This is a genomic window from Roseicyclus amphidinii (genome assembly GCF_030163755.1).
Classification (GTDB): Bacteria; Pseudomonadota; Alphaproteobacteria; order Rhodobacterales; family Rhodobacteraceae; genus Roseicyclus; species Roseicyclus amphidinii.
In genome coordinates, this window is sequence record NZ_JASJOE010000068.1 from 1 (window position 1) to 16,128 (window position 16,128).

Annotated in this window: 14 protein-coding genes and 1 pseudogene; 7 read left to right on the forward strand and 8 right to left on the reverse strand. The window is 68.4% G+C overall.

Annotated features, from left to right (window positions below):
• Nucleotides 1-1,267: urate hydroxylase PuuD (locus tag QQK83_RS16410; RefSeq protein ID WP_284266105.1), on the reverse strand; the 1,267-nt coding region annotated here is incomplete at its 3' end.
• 109 nt (nt 1,268-1,376) lie between these two features.
• Between QQK83_RS16410 and QQK83_RS16415 the strand changes: the two genes are divergently transcribed.
• Nucleotides 1,377-2,297 (forward strand): LysR family transcriptional regulator, encoded by a 921-nt coding sequence (locus QQK83_RS16415; RefSeq protein WP_284266106.1) that lies wholly within the window; start codon nt 1,377-1,379, stop codon nt 2,295-2,297.
• Here the strand turns inward: QQK83_RS16415 and uraH are convergent.
• Nucleotides 2,294-2,638: a hydroxyisourate hydrolase gene (uraH, locus tag QQK83_RS16420; protein ID WP_284266107.1), complete on the reverse strand. Its 345-nt coding sequence runs from the start codon at nt 2,636-2,638 to the stop codon at nt 2,294-2,296. The genes QQK83_RS16415 and uraH overlap by 4 nt on opposite strands.
• A 142-nt stretch (nt 2,639-2,780) precedes the next feature.
• Between uraH and puuE the strand changes: the two genes are divergently transcribed.
• The 3 genes and pseudogenes from puuE (at nt 2,781) to QQK83_RS16435 (ending at nt 6,640) form a co-directional block, all read left to right on the forward strand.
• Nucleotides 2,781-4,199, forward strand: a complete 1,419-nt coding sequence (gene puuE / locus QQK83_RS16425) for an allantoinase PuuE (RefSeq protein WP_417750365.1) — start codon at nt 2,781-2,783, stop codon at nt 4,197-4,199.
• Nucleotides 4,196-5,071 (forward strand): bifunctional allantoicase/(S)-ureidoglycine aminohydrolase, encoded by an 876-nt coding sequence (locus QQK83_RS16430; RefSeq protein ID WP_284266109.1) that lies wholly within the window; start codon nt 4,196-4,198, stop codon nt 5,069-5,071. Before puuE ends, QQK83_RS16430 begins: the two co-directional genes overlap by 4 nt.
• A 153-nt stretch (nt 5,072-5,224) precedes the next feature.
• A pseudogene (locus tag QQK83_RS16435) lies at nt 5,225-6,640 on the forward strand (uracil-xanthine permease family protein).
• A gap of 76 nt (nt 6,641-6,716) precedes the next feature.
• Here QQK83_RS16435 and QQK83_RS16440 read toward each other — a convergent pair.
• From QQK83_RS16440 to QQK83_RS16460, 5 genes are all read right to left on the reverse strand, one after another.
• Nucleotides 6,717-7,796, reverse strand: a complete 1,080-nt coding sequence (locus QQK83_RS16440; protein WP_284266111.1) for a flavin monoamine oxidase family protein — start codon at nt 7,794-7,796, stop codon at nt 6,717-6,719.
• Nucleotides 7,797-7,872: 76 nt separating this feature from the next.
• Nucleotides 7,873-9,468, reverse strand: a complete 1,596-nt coding sequence (locus QQK83_RS16445) for a gamma-glutamyltransferase family protein (RefSeq protein ID WP_284266112.1) — start codon at nt 9,466-9,468, stop codon at nt 7,873-7,875.
• Complete coding sequence (locus QQK83_RS16450) at nt 9,468-10,979, reverse strand: tripartite tricarboxylate transporter permease (protein ID WP_284266113.1); 1,512 nt, start codon at nt 10,977-10,979, stop codon at nt 9,468-9,470. Before QQK83_RS16450 ends, QQK83_RS16445 begins: the two co-directional genes overlap by 1 nt.
• 3 nt (nt 10,980-10,982) lie before the next feature.
• Nucleotides 10,983-11,492 carry a tripartite tricarboxylate transporter TctB family protein gene (locus tag QQK83_RS16455; protein ID WP_284266114.1) on the reverse strand — a complete coding sequence of 170 codons (510 nt, stop codon included), beginning with the start codon at nt 11,490-11,492 and terminating at the stop codon, nt 10,983-10,985.
• Nucleotides 11,489-12,439 (reverse strand): Bug family tripartite tricarboxylate transporter substrate binding protein, encoded by a 951-nt coding sequence (locus QQK83_RS16460; RefSeq protein WP_284266115.1) that lies wholly within the window; start codon nt 12,437-12,439, stop codon nt 11,489-11,491. The genes QQK83_RS16455 and QQK83_RS16460 overlap by 4 nt, the downstream gene beginning before the upstream one ends.
• 153 nt (nt 12,440-12,592) lie before the next feature.
• Here QQK83_RS16460 and QQK83_RS16465 point away from each other — a divergent pair, with 153 nt between their 5' ends.
• On the forward strand, nt 12,593-13,516 hold the full coding sequence (locus tag QQK83_RS16465) for a LysR family transcriptional regulator (RefSeq protein ID WP_284266116.1): 924 nt from the start codon (nt 12,593-12,595) through the stop codon (nt 13,514-13,516).
• Nucleotides 13,517-13,896: 380 nt separating this feature from the next.
• Here QQK83_RS16465 and QQK83_RS16470 read toward each other — a convergent pair whose 3' ends face one another.
• Nucleotides 13,897-14,445 (reverse strand): hypothetical protein, encoded by a 549-nt coding sequence (locus QQK83_RS16470; protein ID WP_284266117.1) that lies wholly within the window; start codon nt 14,443-14,445, stop codon nt 13,897-13,899.
• Between the two features lie 150 nt (nt 14,446-14,595).
• On the opposite strand from QQK83_RS16470, the gene QQK83_RS16475 reads away from it, so the two are divergent.
• Both QQK83_RS16475 and QQK83_RS16480 read left to right on the forward strand, forming a co-directional pair.
• Nucleotides 14,596-15,141 (forward strand): hypothetical protein, encoded by a 546-nt coding sequence (locus QQK83_RS16475; RefSeq protein WP_284266118.1) that lies wholly within the window; start codon nt 14,596-14,598, stop codon nt 15,139-15,141.
• Between the two features lie 119 nt (nt 15,142-15,260).
• The coding region (locus QQK83_RS16480; RefSeq protein WP_284266119.1) for a CsgG/HfaB family protein at nt 15,261-16,128 on the forward strand (868 nt) is incomplete at its 3' end.

The following is a 16,128-nucleotide window of genomic DNA, read 5'->3' on the forward strand; positions in this document are numbered from 1 at the left end:
CGGCCGGTGCGGCCAGCGCCAGCTCCGCGGGGGCGTGCGTCTCGCGCAGGGCGCGATACCAGCGCGTGATCAGGGCGCGGTCCTCGGGCGGCATCGCGGTGACATTGCCGGGCGGCATGGCGTGGCTGACGCCCGCCTGAAGGTAGACCGCGGTGGCGTAGCGGGCGATCTCGGCCTCGGTATCGAGGCGGACGCCGCGCGGGGCCCAGTTGATCCCCGGCCAGACCGGTTCGGCGTTGTGGCACATCGAGCAGCGGCCTAAGACGACATTCGCCACCTCTTCGAAGCCCTCGCTTTCGACCACCGGCAGCAGGTGCGCGGGCACGCGGGCCTCTTCCTCCCAGTCGATGCCTTGCGACATGGGGGTCGCCGACAGCCACATGATGCCGATGAAGATCACCGCCGCCGCGCCCCATGTCCAATGCGGGTTTCCGGCGCGGGCGTGGCGGGTGTTGAAATAGTGCCGGATCAGGACGCCGAGCAGGAACACGAGGCTGGCGATCAGCCAGGCGTTCTGGGTGCCGAAGGCCAGCGGGTAATGGTTCGACAGCATCAGGAAGATGACCGGCAGGGTCAGGTAGTTGTTGTGGGTCGAGCGCAGCTTGGCGATCTTGCCGTATTTCGGGTCGGGGGTGCGCCCTTCCTGCAGGTCGCGCACGACGATGCGCTGGTTGGGCATGATGATGAAGAACACGTTGGCCGTCATGATCGTCGCCGTGAACGCGCCCAGGTGCAGCATCGCCGCGCGCCCCGTGAAGACCTGATTGTAGCCCCAGGCCATGACCACGAGGATCACGAAGAGGATCAGCATCAGCGTGGTGGGGCGCGCGCCCAGCGGGCTTTTGCACAGCATGTCGTAAAGCAGCCAGCCCACCGCCAGCGACCCGCCCGAGATGGCGATCGCCTGCCAGGTGGTCAGCGCGACCTTGTCGAAGTCGATCAGGAACATCTCGGCCCCGGTCCAGTAGACCAGCATCAGGAGCGCCGCCCCCGACAGCCAGGTCGTGTAGCTTTCCCATTTGAACCAGGTCAGGTGCTCGGGCATCTGCTCGGGGGCCACGAGGAATTTGCGGATCTGGTAGAACCCGCCGCCATGGACCTGCCATTCCTCGCCATGGGCGCCGGGCGGCAGGTCGGGCGCCTTGCGCAGCCCGAGGTCGAGCGCGATGAAATAGAAGCTCGAGCCGATCCAGGCCATGGCCGTGATCACATGCAGCCAGCGGACCGCGAAGGCGATCCAGTCGGTCATGATGGCAAGATCATACATCGGGGGGTCCCTCCCACATCCTGTTTCGGGGAGAGGCTATGCGAAAGGGCAGGCTTCTGATAATTTCTGATTGTCCCGAGGACTTTCAAGGAAATCCGAAGAAACGCCGATGAACAACATCAACAACATCCGCATGTTCGTCAGGGTCTACGAGCTCGAGAACATGTCGGCCGCCGCGCGCGACCTGCGGGTGTCGGCCGCCGTCGCCTCGAGCCGGATCGGCGAGTTGGAAAAGACGTTGGGGGTGCGGTTGTTCACGCGCACGACGCGCTCGATCCAGCCGACCGAGCAGGGGCGCATCTTCTACGACAAGGCGGTCGCCATCCTCGACGCGGTGGACGAGGCCGAGGCCGCGGTCCACGAGATCACGCTGACGCCGCGCGGCTCGTTGTTCGTGGCTGCCCCCCTCGGGGTGGGCCGCCGCCTGATCGCGCCGCATGTGGCGGCCTTCCAGCAGGACTACCCCGAGGTTCACGTCAGGCTGCGCCTGTCGGATCGCAAGATCGACCTGACGGGGGAACGGCTGGACCTGGCCTTCGTGCTGGGCAACCCGCCGGACTCGGCGCATCGCATCAGGGTCATCGCGGATTGTCCGCGGGTCGTGTGCGCCGCGCCCGAGTATATCGCGCGCCGCGGCGCGCCGACCCATGGGTTCGACCTCGTGAACGACGCGCATGAGTGCCTGTTGCTGCGCTTTCCCGGCTCGACCGAGTTCCGCTGGACGCTCGAGACGACGGACGGCCCGCAATCCTTCGCGGTGTCCGGGCCGGTCAGCTGCGATGACGGCGACGTGCTGACCCAATGGGCGCTGGACGGGCGGGGGATCGTGAACAAGCCGGTGTTCGACGTGGCCCATCACATCGCCACGGGGCGGCTTGTGCCGGTCTGCCAGAAGACGCCCCCGCCCCGCGCGCAGCTTGCGGTCCTGTTCCCGCACAAGCGCAACCAGGACCCCAAGACGCGGCTGTTCATCGAGTTCATGGCGGAGCGGATCAAGACCACCCTGCGCCAGAGCGAGCTAGCCGCCTAGCTGCCGCGATAGGTGGCGTAGGAAAAGGGCGAGAGCAGAAGCGGCACGTGGTAATGCGACGCCTCGGACATGCGGAAACGGATCGGCACGATGTCGAGGAAACCGTCGGTCATGCCCTGCGCGCGCAGGTAGTCGCCGGCGTGAAAGACCAGCTCGTATTCGCCGGTGGCGAAGGCCTCGGCGGGCAGGATCGGCCCGTCGGTGCGCCCGTCGGCGTTGGTGAGCGTCTCGGCGATCTTGCTGCGCCCGCCATCGGTCAGCCGGAACAGCGCGATCCGAAGGCCCGCCGCCGGGGTGCCCTTGGCGGTGTCCAGAACATGTGTCGTCAGGTATCCGGTCATGGTGCCCTCCCTTGCTGCGCCATATGTGCCTTAACCCCGGTTCGGGGCAAAGTTTCAAGCCGGGCGAAACACTTTCAAGCTTTCCTTGAAAGACCGAATTTTAATCACGGTCTAAGCATAAGGTGAGATCGGGAGGATCGCCTTGACGCTTTACCCACGAGACATGGCCGGCCACGGCCGCAATCCGCCCCCTGCCGACTGGCCCGGCGGGGCCCGGATCGCGGTGCAGTTCGTCATCAACTACGAGGAAGGCGGCGAGAATTGCGTGCTGCACGGCGACCCTGCCTCGGAGGCCTTCCTGAGCGAGATCGTGGGGGCCGCGGCCTGGCCGGGGCAACGGCACTGGAACATGGAGTCGATCTACGAATACGGCGCGCGGGCCGGGTTCTGGCGGCTGCACCGCCTGTTCACCGAACGCGGGTTGCCGGTGACCGTCTACGGGGTCGCCAGCGCGCTGGCGCGCAGCCCCGACCAGGTCGCCGCCATGCAGGAGGCCGGCTGGGAGATCGCAAGCCACGGGCTGAAGTGGGTCGAGCACAAGGACATGACCGAGGCCGAGGAGCGCGCGCAGATCGCCGCGGCCAAGCGGCTGCACGCCGCCGTGACCGGCGAAGCCCCGCGCGGCTGGTATACCGGGCGCTGTTCCGAGAACACCGTGCGCCTGATCGCCGAGGATGGCGGCTTCGACTATGTCTCGGACAGCTACGCCGACGACCTGCCCTACTGGATCGAGGCGGGCGGGCGCGAGCAGCTGGTCATCCCCTACACGCTGGATGCCAACGACATGCGCTTCGCCACGGCGCAGGGGTTCAACGCGGGCGACCAGTTCGAGGCCTACCTGCGCGACAGTTTCGACACGCTCTACGAGGAAGGTGTCCGGGGTGCGCCCAGGATGATGTCGGTGGGCCTGCATTGCCGCCTGATCGGGCGGCCGGGCCGCATCGCGGCGCTGCGCCGGTTCCTCGACCACATCGACGGGTTCGAGGATGTCTGGGTCGCGCGGCGCATCGACATCGCCGGGCATTGGGCGCGGCGGCATCCGCCCGTCCGCCCGGCGCTGCGTCCCTCCACCATGGGGCGCGACGCCTTTGTCGCGCGGTTCGGCGGCATCTTCGAGCATTCGCCCTGGATCGCCGAGCGCGCCTGGGACGAGGGGATCGGCCCGGCGAACGACAGCGCGCAGGGCCTGCATGCGGCGCTGAGGCGGGTCTTTCGCATGGGCGGCACCGCCGAGCGCCTCGGCGTTCTGTGCGCGCATCCCGATCTTGCCGGAAAACTGGCCGCAGCACGGCGGCTGACGCCTGAATCGACGGCAGAACAGGCGGGCGCGGGGCTTGACGCCCTGTGCGACGACGAGCGCGCCCTTTTCACGGAGCTGAACAGCCGCTACGTGGAGGCGTTCGGATTTCCCTTCATCATCGCCGTGCGCGACCATGACAAGGCGTCCATCCTCGCGGCCTTCCGGTCCCGCCTGTCGCAGGACCGCGACCGCGAGTTCGCGGAAGCCTGCCACCAGGTCGAACGGATCGCACGGCACCGTCTCGAGGACCTGTTGTCATGATGCCCGACCCCAGCACCGTTTTCGCCCCCGCCAGCGCCATCGCGCCGGACGGTTACGCCTTCCCCCCCGGCGGCATGCCGGACCCTTCGGCCGACCCGGTCGGCACGGCGGTCTTCACGCCCAGCTACGCGGTGCTGCCGGCCGACACGCAGCGCGACATCGTGAGCAGCATGTTGCCGGGCTGGATCGGCCACCGGGCCTGGATCCTTGCGCGGCCGATGACCGGCTTCGCCGAGACCTTCGCGCAATACGCGGTCGAGCTGAAACCCGGCGGCGGCTCGGCCACGCCCGAGCCCGACCCCTCCGCGCAGGCGGCGCTCTTCGTCGCCAAGGGCATGGCCCGGCTGGTGATCGGGGCGGAAACCCACATGCTGACGCCGGGCAGTTTCGCCTACCTGCCGCCGGGCGCCCCCTGGGAGATCTGGAACGACGGCGAGGCGCTGTGCGGCTTCCACTGGATCCGCAAACGCTTCATCCCCGGCATGGAGCCGACGCCGCCCGCGCCTTTCGTGGTGCATGAACGCGACGTGCCGCGCACCGGGATGCCGGGGGCCGAGGACAGCTGGGCGACGCAGCGGTTCTTCGACCCGATGGACCTTGGCTACGACTTTCACATCACCATCGTGAACCTGCAGCCCGGCGGGCGCATCCCCTTTGCCGAAACGCATGTGATGGAGCACGGGCTTTACGTGCTGCAGGGCACCGGGCGCTACCTGCTGAACACCGATTGGGTCGATGTGGGTCCGGGAGATTTCATGTGGCTGCGCGCCTTCTGCCCGCAGGCCTGCATCGCCACCGGCGACCAGACGTTCCGCTACATGCTCTACAAGGACGTGAACCGCCATCCGGCGCTGAGCCTCGGGGCCTTGTAGGCACCCCAGGGCATCCCCGGCACGCGGTGCCGGGCCGGTTCGGCCGCGGTCGGACCTCATGGCGGGACCCGGAAGGAGGAGCCGGGCCCCGTCACCGCCCCCGCCGGCCTTGGTGCGTGCCGGGGAACAACCGTCAGAAGGGAGGAAAGACCAATGGCTGACGCATCCATCGGGACGCCGGAGCAACTCCGCGACCCCAACTACACCCCGCCGCTGATCAAGGCCGTGCCGCTGGGCATCCAGCATGTGCTGGCGATGTTCGTCTCGAACGTGACCCCCGCGATCATCGTTTGCGGCGCGGCGGGGTTCGGCTTCGGCTCGAACAGTCCCGACTTCCCGCAGATGATCTACATGATCCAGATGTCGATGTTCTTTGCCGGCATCGCCACGCTGTTCCAGACCATCGGCGTGGGCCCCGTCGGCGCGCGCCTGCCGATCGTGCAGGGCACGTCCTTCGCCTTCATCCCGATCATGATCCCGCTGGTCGCGGGCCAGGGGGTCGAGGCGATCTCGGTCCTGATGGGCGGCATCGTGGTGGGCGGGCTGTTCCACGCCGCGCTCGGCCTGTTCATCGGCAGGATCCGTTTCGCCCTGCCGCCGCTGGTCACCGGCCTTGTGGTGACGATGATCGGCCTCGCGCTGGTCAAGGTGGGCGTGCAATACGCCGCGGGCGGGGTTCCGGCCATCGGAACGCCAGAATACGGCTCGCTGCAGAACTGGACGGTGGCGGGCGTCGTGATCTTCGTGACGCTGGGGCTGAAGTTCTTCGCCCGCGGGATGCTGTCGGTCTCGGCGGTGCTGCTGGGCCTTCTGGCGGGCTACGGCGTCGCCTATGCCATGGGGATGGTCAGCTTCGGCAACGTGGGCCGGGCGGCCACGGTCGCCTTGCCCAACCCGTTCCATTTCGGGATCGAGTTCTCGGTCGCGGCGATCATCGGTTTCTGCCTGATGTCCTTCGTCTCGGCGGTCGAGACGGTGGGCGATGTCAGCGGCATCACCAAGGGCGGCGCTGGCCGCGAGGCGACCGACCGCGAGATCGAGGGCGCGACCTTTGCCGACGGTGTCGGCACGGCGTTGTCGGGCGTGTTCGGCGCGCTGCCCAACACCTCGTTCAGCCAGAACGTCGGCCTGATCGCCATGACCGGCGTCATGAGCCGCCATGTCGTGACCATCGGCGCGGTCTTCCTGATCCTCTGCGGGCTGGTGCCCAAGGTGGGCGCGGTGATCTCGACGGTGCCGATCGAGGTGCTGGGCGGCGGCGTGATCGTGATGTTCGGCATGGTCGTGGCGGCGGGCATCTCGATGCTGTCGGACGTCACGTGGAACCGCCGCAACATGGTGATCTTCGCCATCGCGCTGTAGCTGGGCCTTGGCCTGCAGCTGGAGCCGGGGGCGCTGCAGCACCTGCCCGAGACGCTGAAGGTGCTGGCGACCTCGGGCATCCTGCCCGCGGCGCTGATCGCCATCGTGCTGAACCTGCTGCTGCCCGAAGAGCTGGCCGCCGAGGCGACCGAGGAAGTCGCGGGCGGCCTGTCGGGCCATGGCAAGGGGCAGATGCCCGGCGAGTGAGCCACGGCGGGTGACAGGAAAAAGGGCCCCGGCATCGAGAGATGTCGGGGCCTTTCGCATTGCGCATTGCGCAGTGTCACGCGGCGGGATGACCCCCGCCAAGGATCACGCCCGCGACGCGCTCGGCCGAGGCCAGCGCCCCCTCCATCAGCCCGCCCATCTCGGGCGCGGTCTCGGTGCCAGCCAGGTGCAACCGCCCCCCGTCCAGCCCCGCAAGCGCGGCGGGCAGGCCATAGGCCGGATGACCGGGCGGGGGGCGCTGGTCGGCCTCGGTCGCGGTCAGCGGGTCGCAGGCCCAGTCCTGCAGCGCGACCTGAAGCGGCGCGCGGGCCTCGGGCCCGAACAGGCGCGCGAGCTGCTCGAGCGCCAGCGCCTCGATCCGGGCACCCTGCCCCCGGCGCTGCGCGGCGGGCACGCCGAGAAAGCCAAAGAGCGCGGCGGGGCGGCCTTCGGGGCCGCTTGCGTCATGGATCTCGGCCAGCGGCCCGCGGCGGCTCATGGCGTCCCCCGACAGGCCCGCGGCGCGCCAGAACGGGCGGTCATAGACCGCGACGACCTTGGCATGGCCCGCCATCCATGTGGGGATCGCCGCCAGCGCCTGCCGCGCCGCCGCGGGAAGCGGACGCTCCTGCAACAGACCGGCGGCCAGCCGGGGCGGCAGGGCCAGCGCGACATGGGCCGCGGTGCAGCGCGTGCCGCAGGCAAGGCGCAGGCCGTCCGGCCCGACCGCCCGGACGGCGCGCGACAGGTGCAGGCGCTCGGGCGGCAGGCGGGCGGCCAGCCCCTCGATCAGGCTGATCATCCCTCCATCAAGCCGCAGCGACCCTTCCATCGAGGCATGGCCCATGCCGCGGTGAACCACGCCGGACGCGTCCTCGAACAGGATCTCGCCGGCTGCGTGTTGCGCAAAGGGCGACAGGCCCAGCCGCTCGATCAGCCGGGCGATGCGGGGCTGGCCGGGCCAGGCCCAGGACGGGCCGAGATCGACGCGGCCCGCCGCGGTCCCCAGCGCCGCGATGCGGCCGCCGAGACGGGGGCGGGCCTCGAACAGCTCGAAGGGCACACCGGCCCCGTGCAGGTGATCGGCCAGCGCAAGCCCGGCAAGGCCGCCACCGATGATGGCGACATCCGTGATGATCTCGTCGCTTTGGGGCATCGGGCCGTCCCGTCCGTCATGGCGTCAGGGCCGGATCGCACGGGCAGGCCCGCGCCGCAAGCGGGGGCGTGGCGCGTCAGAACCCCTGCGCGCCGCCGTCCTTCCGCGGGTCGGAGCCCGCGGCATAGCCGCCGCCCTCCAGCCGCTCGATCAGCTGCGCGCCGCCGAAGCCGAAGGCGCTGTCGGGGGCTTCGACCGTGATCGCGTGACCGAGGGCGGCCAGCGCCTCGCGGGTGGTGGGCGGCATCGCCTCTTCGCAGGCGACCTCGCGGCCCTTGACGAAGCGCCAGCGCGGGGCGTCGACGGCGGTCTGCACGTCCTGCCCCCAAAGCTGGGTGCGCAGCACCATCTGCACATGGCCCTGCGCCTGCATCGGGCCACCCATCACGCCAAAGCTCATCCTGGGGGCGCCGTTCTGCATCAGGAAGCCCGGAATGATCGTGTGGAAGGGGCGCTTGCCCGGCGCGACCTCGTTCGGGTGGCCGGGCGTGAGCGTGAAGCCCGCGCCGCGGTTCTGCAGGCTGATGCCGGTGCCGGGCACCACGACGCCCGAGCCGAACCCGGCGTAGTTCGACTGGATGAAGGAGACCATCATCCCCGAGGCATCCGCGGTGGTCAGGTAGACCGTGCCGCCGTGCTTCGGTGCGCCCGGCCCGTAATCCTGCGCGCGGTCGATGTCGATGAGCCGCGCGCGCTCGGCCAGGTAGCCGGGGTCGATCAGGTGCTGAGGGGTGACATCGGTCATGAAGCGGCTGTCGGCGACATGGGCGTGCAGATCGGCGAAGGCGAGCTTGATCGCCTCGATCTGCAGGTGCAGCGCGCGCGGGTCGTCGGCGTCGAGGTCGCGGACGCCCGTGTGCTGCAGCAGGCCCAGCGCCATCAGCGCGGCGATGCCCTGCCCGTTCGGCGGGATCTCGTGCAGCTCGTTGTCGTCGAACGCGGTCGAGATGGTGCCGCACCATTCGGGGCTGTAGCCGGCCAGGTCGGCCTCGGAAAGCGCCGCGCCGTGCTGGCGGGCGAAGGCCGCGATCTTCTCGGCCAGCGGTCCCTCGTAGAAGGCGCGGCCCCGAGTCTCGGCGATCATCCGCAGGCTTTCGGCCTGCCCCGGATGGCGGAAGCGTTCGCCCGCCCGCGGCGCGCGGCCACCGGGCATGAAGGCCTCGGCATAGCCGGGCTGCGTGGCCAGCGTCTCGGCCCCGCGCGCCCAGAGCGCGCCGATCACGGGCGAGACGATGAAGCCGCTTTCGGCATAGCCGATGGCGGGGGCCAGCACGGTGGCGAGGTCGAGGGTGCCGAAGCGCGCGCTCAACTCGGCCCAGGCGGCGATGGCGCCGGGCACGGTCACGCTCTCCCAGCCACGGAAGGGCATGGTGTCCTGCCCCCTGAAGCGGTCGGGCGTCCAGCCCGCGGGGGCGGGCCCCGAGGCGTTCAGGCCATGCAGTTCCTTGCCGTCCCACAGGATGCAGAAGGCATCGGAGCCCAGCCCATTGCCGGTCGGCTCCACCACGGTGAGGGTCGCGGCGGCGGCCAGCGCCGCGTCGACGGCATTGCCGCCGCGCGCCAGCATCGACAGGCCCGCCTGAACGGCCAGCGGCTGCGAGGTGGAGACGAGATTGTCGGCGAGCACGGGCGAGCGCCGGGACGCGTAGAGCGCATCGTGACGGAATGGCATCAGGTGGGTTCCTTACCGGATCTTGCTTGGGATCTTGACTTGAGAATGCCCCGGATGGCCCAGGCCACCGAGAGGACCGCCGCGACGAGGAAGATAAGGCTCACCGGGCGCGTGAGGAAGAGGGACCAGTCGGGGTCCGTCATCAGGGCGCGGCGCAGGTTGGTCTCGGCGATCGGGCCGAGGATGACGCCCAGCACCAGCGGCGCGAGCGGGTAGTCGAGCGCCCTGAGCGCGTAGCCCAGAAGCCCCACGGCCGCGAGAAGATAAAGGTCGGTCACCCGGTTGTTGAGCGCGAAGGAGCCGACGACGCAGCAGACCAGCACCACCGGCACGACGACCCATTTCGGCACCTCGGCCACGCGCAGGAAGGCGCGCATCGACAGGACGCAGACCACCAGCATCATCAGGCTCGAGACGGCCATCGCAAGGAACATGCCGTAGACGAGATCGGCATTGTCCATGATCAGCCGCGGCCCGACCGAGATGCCATGCACCATGAGCGAGGCCATCAGGATCGCATCCACCGCCGAGCCGGGAATGCCCAGCGAGATCAGCGGGATCAGCCCGCCGCCCGCGGTAGCGGAATTGCCCGCCTCGGAGGCGACGACGCCGTCGGGCGTGCCCTTGCCGAAGGCTTCGGGGGTTTTCGAGGCGCGCTTGGCCTGGTCATAGGCCACGAGGTTGGCGATGGAGCCGCCCGCCCCCGGCAGCGCGCCGATGGCGACGCCGACCATGGAGGAGCGGATCAGGTTGACCGGGCGCATGAGCACCTCGCGCATGACCTCCCATGTCTTGAACTCGATCTCGCCGTCGATCAGCTTTTCGCCGCGCTTGATGGCCTCGGCATCCTCGACCTCGGAGGCGAGCTGCGAGATGGCGAAGATGCCGATCAGCACGACGAGAAAGGGCAGGCCGGCGGCCAGAAGCTCCCAGCCCATGTCGAAGCGCGGCCGGCCCATGATCGGATCGGCCCCGACGGTCGAGATCGCCAGCCCGATCAGCGCGGCGATCAGCCCGCGTTGCAGCGAGTTGCCGACAAGGCTTGCCACGATGGTCAGCGCGAAGACGATCAGCGAGAAATATTCCCACGGGCCAAGGCGGACGGCGAAGATCGCCAGAGGCGGGGCGGCGACGATCAGCACGAGGGTGGAGATGATGGTGCCGAAGAACGAGGCCCAGACACCCAGAGACAGGGCGCGGCCCGGCTCGCCGTTGCGGGCCATGGGGAAGGCGTCGAAGGTGGTGGCCACCGAGGAGGGCGTGCCGGGAATGCCCAGCAGCGCGGCCGAAATCAGGCCGCCGGTGTAGCCGCCGACATAGACCGACAGCATGACCGAGATGCCCTGCAGCGGGTCCATGGTGAAGGTCAGCGGCAGCGTGAGAACGATCGCCATGGTGACGGTGAAGCCGGGGATGGCGGCGGCGATGATGCCCGCGATGGCCCCTGCGAGCATCATGGCCAGCGTCACCGGCGACAGCACCTCGGACGCACCCAGAAGAAACGCCTCCATGCGCTAGTGCCCCCTTGGAAGGAAAACGTTGAAGACCTCGGCAAAGAGCCAGTTGAGGCCGAAGGAAAAGACCAGCGACAGCACGATCGCGGTTGCGATGGCGCCGCGCGTCTTGGGCGCAAGCGTGACCTGCACCACGATGAGGAACAGCAGGGTGGCGACCGGGTAGCCGATGACGGGCATCGCGGCCACGTAGAGGGCGAGGCAGGCAAACAGCACCAGAACCAGCCGCTTCTCGCGCAGCCAGGTCGCCGCCGCAGCGCCGAAACCGGCATAGGCCGCGGCCGGGATCCGGCGCAGCGCGCCGATGATGGAGACCACGAGCAAGAGGCTCAGGCAGCCGTGGACGATCATCGGAAAGGCCCCTGCCCCGAGGATCTCGAAGCGCGAGGTCGGCATCGCGCGGGCCTCGAGGAACAGGCCGACCGAGACCGCCAGCAGCGCGACGTAGGACAGCAGGCGGGCGATCTCGCCCGCCCCCTGCCGCGATGCGCCTGTGTCGAGCTCGCTCAAGGCGCGATGACCTCTGCAAGCCGCTCGACCGTCTCGGCAAGATTGGCGAGATAGGCCGAGTAGGCCTCGCGGCCGCGGAAGGCGACATCGGCGCCGGCGTTGTTGATCTGCTCGACGAAGGTCGGATCCTGCGACAGCTCCATCAGCGCCGCTTCCATCGCGGCCTGCGCCTCTTCGGGGGAGCCTGCGGGCATCACGATGCCGCGGGTGATCGACAGGTCGAGGTCGGCGCCCAGCTCCATGAAGGTCGGAACGTCGGGCGTCTGCGCCATGCGCTCGGTCGCGCCGCTGGCGAGGAACACGAGGTCGCCGTTCTCGGCGAACTGCAGCGACGAGGAGATGTCGCCGATGGCGAGATCGAGGTTGCCGCCGACCAGCGCGCGGATGCGCTCGCCCGTGCCCTCGTAGCCGACGTAGCGCCATTCGATGTCGAACGCCTCGGCGATCATGGCCGCGTGCAGGTGCGGCACGCCGCCCAGCGTGACCCCGATGGTCAGCTCGCCCGGATTGGCCTGCGCGTATTCGACAAGCCCCTCCATCGTGTCGAAGGGCTGATCCGCGGCGGCCACGAGGTATTGCGGCGAGGCGGTCATCAGGGCGATGTGGTCGAAATCATCCCAGGCCAGCTCGGTCAGGCCGGTCGCCGTGGCGGCCAGAAGCCCCTCGTGGACCTGGCTGATCGTATAGCCGTCCGCATCGCGGCGCGAGGCCTCGGTCAGGCCGACGGTGCCGCCGACGCCGGGCATGTTGATCACCGGCATCTCGACGCCGAGATAGGGTGTCACATTGCCCGCAACGATCCGCATCAGCGTGTCGCTGCCGCCACCGGGCGACCAGGGCACGATGAATTCGACGGGTTTGCTCGGATAGTCCTGCGCCAGCACCGGCGCGTTCAGGCTTGCGATGGCAAGGCCCGCGGCTGCGACAACACGCGAAACAGTCTTCATGGTGATCTCCTCTGGGTAACCGTCGGTAGGTGACCGTCGATGTCTGGGCAGATGCCCGACACTTGGGCTGTGCAAATCGGTAACTGCACAAGCACGGCTTCAGAAAGCGATTTCCTTTTGCATTTTCATGAAGACTTTCTTCATAAAGCTGGCATGGACATTCGCCAGCTGCAAACCCTCGTTGCCGTCGCGGACACCGGAAGCTTCTCGGCCGCGGCCGCGGTGGTGAACCTGACGCCTTCGGCGGTGGGCCAGCAAATTCAGGCTCTTGAGGGGGAAATGGGCGTCCTGCTGTTCGACCGGAACACGCGGCCGCGGCGGCTCAACGCGAAGGGCGAGGAACTGCTGCGCGCCGCCCGGCAGGTGGTGCAGACCATGACCGAGGCGCGGCTGGCGATTTCCGGCGGGCGCACGGCCGGGATGCTCAATTTCGGGGCGATCCGCACCGTTTCGATGCATCTCGTGCCCCGCGCCTTCGCCGAGATGCGCGCGGTCTTTCCCGATCTCACCTTCGAGCTGACCGTCGGCATGTCGGAACGGTTGATGGCCGATGTCGCCGCCGGGCGGCTGGACGCGGCGCTGGTGGCCGAGAACGTCGGCGTGCCCGCCAGCCTGTCGTGGACACCGGTCCTGACCGAGCCGCTGGTTCTGATCGCCCCGCCGTCGGAGAGCTGGCGCAGCGACCGGTCGCTGCTCGGCGATCTTCCTTTCGTGCGTTACGCGACCGAGGTGCCGCTCTCGCGGCAGATCGAGACCGAGCTGGCCGCCCTGTCGATCACGCCGCGCGACATCGTGGCGACCAACACGATGCCCTCGGTCATCGGCATGGTGCAGGCGGGGTTGGGCGTGGCCATCGTGCCGAAGATCGCGCTTTTGACGGCGGGTGCCGACAGCGTTCACGCGCGCCCCTTCTGCAACGGCGCGATCACGCGGCGGGTGGGGCTTGTTCAACGGACGGTCTCTTCCCGTTCGGAAGTGCTGGCGCGGCTGCGGCGGGCGTTGCGTCACGTGGCCGAGCTGTCCGGGCTGGGCGGTGAGGAGATGCAGGACGCGCCGCGGATGGACGCGCTGCGATAAACCGACAGGAACAGCGAACAGCGCCGCAGCGGCGACGTGCTCGATGCGCGAGGGCCGCCAGGGCGCCAATTCCCCGTGACCCGAGGCCGATACGCCGCGCCGTGAATCGCACCGTCTTTGGCGTCGGGGTCGGAAATTCTCGATCCTTCACCCCCGACGTCGGATTTCTGCGAAACCGGGAATACACACGATAGTCGGCAACCCCGATCTTTGAGGGGTGGGTTCGATCAAAAGATTTCACGAATCCAAGCCTGAATTTCTTGACGATGCGGAGCACACCGGGCTGCCGACAAAATCAATTCGTTTATTTCCGCCCAAAAGACCGGCCGCAAAATCGAATGATAAATCGATCCTTTGGGCAAAATCTGAAATGAAAACATTCAATTGGTTAAAAAAACCTGGAGCCCGGCAATGTCCGATCGAGCATACAAGACAAAAGGCGTGGCGGCCGCCCTTATCGCAAGCTTGCCTCTCGCGGCATGCGTTACGCCCCAACATGACGAAATGCTGTGCTGGCAACAGTACGGCCAATACATCTGCACGCCACTTGCCGCAATGGCGGCCGTCCCGGCGTGGGTGCCGTCTGACGACGCAGCGGTCTTTGCCGCCGCGCCGCCCGGTGCCCGGATCGTGAGGCCCGTAGTGGCCGGACCTGCAAGCGCGTCGGCCAGCAACGGTTCGGTGACCGCGGTCTCCGGCGGCGGAAGCGGCGGAAGTGGCGCGGCGGCATCGGCCAGTGCCGGATCGGTTACCGCGACAGGCGGTGGTGGCGCGGCCGCGGCCAGCGACGGATCGGTCGCTGCTTCGAGCGGCGGTGGCGCGGCGGCGGCCAGCGAGGGTTCTGTCACGGCGACGGGCACCTCGGCGGCAGCAAGCGACGGATCGGTGGTTGCAAGCAGCAACAACGGGAGTTCCGCGGCGGCCAGCAACGGTTCGACCGTAGCGACCGGTGGCAGCTCCGCATCTGCGAGCCTCGGTTCGGTCTCGGTGAGTGGCCCTGGCGGCTCGGCGGCGGCAAGCGGCGGGTCTGTCGTCGCTGTGTCTCCTTGAGCCACCCGAAAAGCGCATGCGGTCCAGTCATGACACACATCACACAGCGCGGGCTGAACCGGAAGGGAGCCACGTTGACGGCCATTGCCGTCGCCGTGCTGCTCGCCGGGCCAGCCCAGGCACAGAACTTCGGATCCGCGGGGGGCTCGTGGTCGGCGAACTGGGGGTTCTCCTCGGCGTCTGACCGGTCCCTGCGGCTGCAGGAGGCGCAGGCCATCCGCAGCGCGCAGCAAAGCGCGGGCCCGACGACCGTCGTGAACACGACGAATTACAACGACTCGAGGTCCAACTACCAGGAGATCCTTGGTGGTGACGGGGGCCTTGGTGCCATCGATTTCCAGATCGGCGACGCGATCGGGCAGAACACGAACTCGGTCGGGGCCATGAACACGGGCAGCACCGAGATCACCGTGAACGGCAGCGACAACTACATCGACGCGATCAACAGCGCCGACTCGCAGGGCTGTGTGGACGGCAGCATCCTGACCGAAACGCTCTCCATGCTGGGAGCGCTCGAACAGGGTGACGGCGTCACGGTCAACGCCAGCAGTCCTCCGGCAAGTGAGTGCCAATGATGGAACAGCATTACGAGTGCCAGGGAGAGTTTACCGTGCATCGCAGAGGATCTTCTGCGTGCGGGTCCGCAGCACGTGATGTGCAAACCGCCGTCAGGCGGACGTTGCTGGTGCTGTTGATGGGCTCGGTCGCGGCCTGTGGCATGGCGCGCGATGCGTTCACGCCCGTCACGCGGAACATCGAACTGCCGGACGGGCCACCGGTCGAAGAGATCGTCACGAATTTCGACCAGGCGCTTCAATGCCTGCAGGGTCACCTGCCCGAGCAGGTGACGTTCGGCGTGGGTCAGGTCGTGGATGCCACCGGGCGCGAAAGCTATGCCGAAGGGGCGACCGGGCGGTTCGTGAGCCAGGGGGCCGCGGAAATGGTGCAGTCCGCGATGTTCCGCGCAGGAGCATCCGTGGTCAACCGGCGCGACCCGGCGATCCTCGTGACGGAAACGCAATGGGGCATCCGCGACATCCAGCGGCAATTGCCGGTCAATTTCTTCATTTCGGGCAGCATCAACAGCCTCGATTTCATCCCCGGCGGCGGTGCCTCGGTGGCGGTTGGCGGCGTTGGCCCACGCTATCGGCAGAACCGCATCCTCGTCGGGCTGGACCTGTCGCTGACCGACGCGTTCAGCGGTCGCATCCTCGCCTCGATCCCGCTCCAACGGCAGATCTTCTCGCAGGAGGTCGGCGTCAGCGTGGGCCGTTTCTTCGGGGAAACGCTTGTCAGCCTGGATGCCGGGGGCCAGCAGCGCGAGGCGGTGAACTTCGTGCTGCGCCAGATGCTCAACCTCGCCACGTTCGAACTTCTCGGCCAACTGGTCGAGGATCAGCACTACCAGCGTTGCCGCCAATTCGTTTCGCCCTTCGCGGGGCACGTGACCCCCGGCGCCGGCAGTTCGCAATCCATGATCGCATCCGCGATGACCACGGCTGCGCTTGGGCCGGACGCCGCCCGTCCGGAGGCCACGCCCGCACCCGCGGCGACGCCGGCCG

Coding starts and splice junctions, on each gene's coding strand:
- QQK83_RS16445 (WP_284266112.1), bottom strand. CDS start 9,468: ATGCCATTCCGTCACGATGCGCTCTACGCGTCCCGGCGCTCGCCCGTG.
- QQK83_RS16430 (WP_284266109.1), top strand. CDS start 4,196: ATGATGCCCGACCCCAGCACCGTTTTCGCCCCCGCCAGCGCCATCGCG.
- QQK83_RS16475 (WP_284266118.1), top strand. CDS start 14,596: ATGACACACATCACACAGCGCGGGCTGAACCGGAAGGGAGCCACGTTG.
- QQK83_RS16440 (WP_284266111.1), bottom strand. CDS start 7,796: ATGCCCCAAAGCGACGAGATCATCACGGATGTCGCCATCATCGGTGGC.
- uraH (WP_284266107.1), bottom strand. CDS start 2,638: ATGACCGGATACCTGACGACACATGTTCTGGACACCGCCAAGGGCACC.
- QQK83_RS16465 (WP_284266116.1), top strand. CDS start 12,593: ATGGACATTCGCCAGCTGCAAACCCTCGTTGCCGTCGCGGACACCGGA.
- QQK83_RS16460 (WP_284266115.1), bottom strand. CDS start 12,439: ATGAAGACTGTTTCGCGTGTTGTCGCAGCCGCGGGCCTTGCCATCGCA.
- QQK83_RS16415 (WP_284266106.1), top strand. CDS start 1,377: ATGAACAACATCAACAACATCCGCATGTTCGTCAGGGTCTACGAGCTC.
- QQK83_RS16450 (WP_284266113.1), bottom strand. CDS start 10,979: ATGGAGGCGTTTCTTCTGGGTGCGTCCGAGGTGCTGTCGCCGGTGACG.